The sequence below is a fragment of the Legionella sp. genome (assembly GCF_965140895.1).
Classification (GTDB): domain Bacteria; phylum Pseudomonadota; class Gammaproteobacteria; order Legionellales; family Legionellaceae; genus Legionella.
Window position 1 is genome coordinate 1 of the sequence record NZ_CBCSKT010000055.1, and the last position, 3,763, is coordinate 3,763.

Sequence of the window (3,763 nt, forward strand, 5' to 3'; positions counted from 1 at the left end):
GCAGGACAAGATAGTCAAATCTACATCGGCCAGCGGCTCACTATTCCGCCTGCAGCCACAGGACAACACCACACCCAAGCCACGCACCGCATTTTAGACGCGAATAAAATGCTCGGCAACAGCAGTGCGAAGGCCGCAATCCCAACGCCAAAACCGCCGAAACCAAAGCATGGAAGTTTCTTGGGCAAAATCATTGTTGCCATTGTTGCTACGGTAGCAACCGTTTTAACCGCGGGCGCGTTTGCCCTTGGCATGGGGGTCACAGGCTCTCTATTTTCAGCCGGATTGACCGCCTTGGGTGGCGCGATTACGGGTACAGCGGGTGCGGCGGGTATTGGCACGGTGCTTGGTGTAGGGCTTGCGGCAGGCTTCGTTGGCAGCATCGCCGGGCAAACAGCCGCCAATCTTATGGGCCTGCAAAGCGGCATTGATTTTGGCGGGGCATTGATTTCTGGATTGACCACCGCCGCTACCGCCGGCATAGGCTATGGCTTAAAAAATATAGGGGCTCTTCAAAACGTATCAAGCAAGATAGGCACCAAATATAACTACAAATACTTTAGCGCCTCCAGCGCGTTTGAAATGATGGAACAAAACGCAGCAAGCCAGGCATTTAACACCACCATAAGACGTCATCAACATTTCGACTGGACTGAATTAGGCGTAGCCACCCTCACCGGAGGCCTCATGGGTTCAAAACCTGGAAAAGAATTTGGCGAAAAACTCGAAATCCTGGATAACCACAGCGGCATGCTGCGCGCAGAGCTACAAACCCTGGCCGGAGCCGGCGCTCAATCCCTCACCACCGGTACTCATTTTGATGCATTACAGGTTTTAGGGGACAATTTAGGCAGTGCAATAGGAAATGCGGTGGTGGGACGTTTTGCATGGTCTGGATTAGAGGATAGAGTTAAAGATATTGCGAAGGAGAATATCAAGGAGCTTGTTATTGATGATTTATTGACCGATTGGGAAAACTACAAGAAATTAAATAACTGGGATGATACCATTGAGGGTTTTAAACGAGATCTGGCCCCACCAATAGTCACTCCATTTTATGAATATAGTGCAATTCCTGATGAGGAGCAGTATAGTGCGATTCCAGAAGCAGAGAGAGCTTGTGCTATTCCAACTCAAACAGATTCCGAAGATAATATTGTTTATCAAGAGTCACCTTATTCATTTGAAGAGGCCTTAAACAAACAAATGAGTTTAAAAAAAGGTGAAAACCCAACATATGACAGAAAGGGGACATTTGTAGCGGCATCTCGTGAGCAAGTGAGGCAGTTTATGGATGTTGAAATTCAATTTTCAGATCCAAAGAAAAGAATACAGTTTATGGATTTACAATATCAGGAAGGAGTTCGTGTAGAACATTTAGATGCACTATTAGCGGATGCTGGCGTGCTTAAGGATAAGGGAGCGGTGTTTTTACAGGCGGCTAAAACTCATAATGTTAATCCCATTTATCTTGTTGCTCATGCTTTGCATGAGTCTGATGAGGGAAAAAGTCGCCTTGCTAAAACGCAGAATAATTTTTTTGGGATTGGAGCTTACGATCGTAATCCATATGAGGGTGGCAAAAAATTTGCGCTGGAACATGGTTGGAATACAGTAGAGAAAGGTATTATGGGCGGAGCGGAATTTATTTCAAAAAAATGGGTAAATAAATCACAGAATACCTTATATGCTATGCGTTGGAATCCAACGAACCCTGGGTCTCATCAATATGCAACAGATATAAACTGGGCAAATGCGCAATTAACTAATATTTATCCTTATATAAAGGAATTAAGCCAGATTGATAGCTCTTGCCAACCCAAATATATTTTACCTAAATATCGTTAAGCGAGATAAGTATGAAAATGATAATGTATAAAAAAGTTATTGCGGTTTTCGTAGTAATTGTTTCATTTATAACTAATAATTCTAGTGCTGGGACTTTTTTAAGTCAAAACAACTTTATCATTACTCCAGAATTCCAAGCACACATTAAGATTTCTCCATTCAACTTAATAATAACAGAGCAGAATGGTAAAAAATTTAAAGTTTACCTCTATGCTGAAGATGAACGCAGTGAGCGAGACGAATATTACCCTTGTTTCGAGATTGAAAAGCGTGAAAGGAATACCAAAATGGGGCATTATTATCTTTATTTATATGATCTTCAATTGCAAAAGTTTTTGCCTACAAGAACGCCTGTTTTTTCTGCATACGATAATGATATTAGATTGAATACCCAGGGAGCCATGTTCTTTTCATTGACTACTGCTGGAAAAAATCGAAAAGAAATCATATTTTTGAGCCAATTTATTTCATGTGATGGTAATGAATATGAAGCATATGGCCTTTCGAAAGATCAATCACATTTAGAGCATTATAAGTTTATTGATAACAAGGTAGCAAACTCTTTTTATGGGAAAATTAGGCCTGAGCTAGTAGATAATAATATTTATGCTTATACTCTTGGTGAGGGAAAAACTTTTATATTTAATCTCTTATTTTCGAATATGCCAAGAGCTATTCAAAAGCATCCTATTCCTCTTCCTCGTCAATAATTCAGATTACAAGATTGTTCAATGTCTGGCTTAGATGTCAAAGGAAGCATAGCCCGGATTAGTCGCCAAAGGTGACATAATCCGGGATGTGATTTCAGTATGAAGCTTTCTGAGAAACAGGACAAACTGGTTGCCCGTATAGGGCGTGAGTTATTAAGTTGCCAAGCTGATTTATTTGAGCTGTGGCCCCAATACAAACAGGGATGCTTCTCGCGGTGGGAGTTAATACGAAAAACTCAGTCTATACGGCATAAAGTAGGAGCACTTCTGGAGCAAGGAACTTATATCGACCCCAAATTAAGAATCGTGCGGTTTTCCTCGAACCTATTGACGCATTTTGATGCTTTATGGACTTTTATTTTTAACGACAATGTAGAGCCAACTAATAATCATGCCGAGCAATGCTTGCTGCCTGCTGTGATTTGGCGAAAAAATTATTTTGGTACGCGCTCTGATTATGGCTCTGACTTCGTAGCCAGAACCATGTCTCTTATTACTTCTTGCAGATTACAAGCTAAAAGTGCCTTTGATGTTTGCTCGCAGATTTTGAGCGATCATTTCTCAGGGAGAAAATCTTTGCTCTTTGCTAACCTCCAGTGGCCTTACGTTTTTTTAAAAGCGGCGAAAGATAATAATGTAAATGCTCTATACCTTGTTGCCCATGCTTTGCATGAGTCTGATGCAGGAGATTCTCCACTTGCTAAAGAAAGTAAAAATTTTTTTGGGCTTGGAGCTAAAGATCGTATAGCGAAAACAGCCGGGGCAGATTTTGCCCAAAAACATGGTTGGACTACAGTAGATGAGGGTATTATAGGAGGGGCTGCAATCATTTCAAAATTATGGATAAATCGGCCGGATAAAACACAAAGCACGTTATATGCTATGCGTTGGAATCCGATGAGTCCTGGGCAAAAGCAATATGCAACAGATATAAATTGGGCAAATGCACAAGTGTCATTAATTTATAAGCAAATGAAGAGATTGATCCAGATTGATAGTTCCTATCACTCTAAATATATAGTACCTAAATATCGTTAAGTGGAGTTAATTTAATATGATAATGTATAAAAAATTTATTATGGTATTCGTAACATGTATTTATTTTTTGGCAAGTGATAGTTATGCAAACCCAGGGTAAGAGCGTCAAAGTTTAAAAACCTAACAACCTTTCTCTATAATGGTCATATAAATTAGCTTTTCTCCTT

At 40.5% G+C, this 3,763-nt stretch carries 3 protein-coding genes; all 3 read left to right on the forward strand.

The features are described 5' to 3' along the window. Window positions 1-1,848 (forward strand): glucosaminidase domain-containing protein (locus tag ACQY7T_RS06945; RefSeq protein WP_428412228.1); only part of this gene is annotated, 1,848 nt, incomplete at its 5' end. Between the two features lie 23 nt (window positions 1,849-1,871). Continuing rightward, on the forward strand, window positions 1,872-2,558 hold the full coding sequence (locus ACQY7T_RS06950) for a hypothetical protein (RefSeq protein WP_428412229.1): 687 nt from the start codon (window positions 1,872-1,874) through the stop codon (window positions 2,556-2,558). Window positions 2,559-2,657: 99 nt separating this feature from the next. Further along, window positions 2,658-3,596 carry a glucosaminidase domain-containing protein gene (locus ACQY7T_RS06955; protein WP_428412230.1) on the forward strand — a complete coding sequence of 313 codons (939 nt, stop codon included), beginning with the start codon at window positions 2,658-2,660 and terminating at the stop codon, window positions 3,594-3,596. Window positions 3,597-3,763: the final 167 nt, after the last annotated feature.

Bases quoted from the DNA above. Each gene is read 5' to 3' on its own strand.
- ACQY7T_RS06950 (WP_428412229.1), top strand. From the start codon at position 1,872: ATGTATAAAAAAGTTATTGCGGTTTTCGTAGTAATTGTTTCATTTATA.
- ACQY7T_RS06955 (WP_428412230.1), top strand. From the start codon at position 2,658: ATGAAGCTTTCTGAGAAACAGGACAAACTGGTTGCCCGTATAGGGCGT.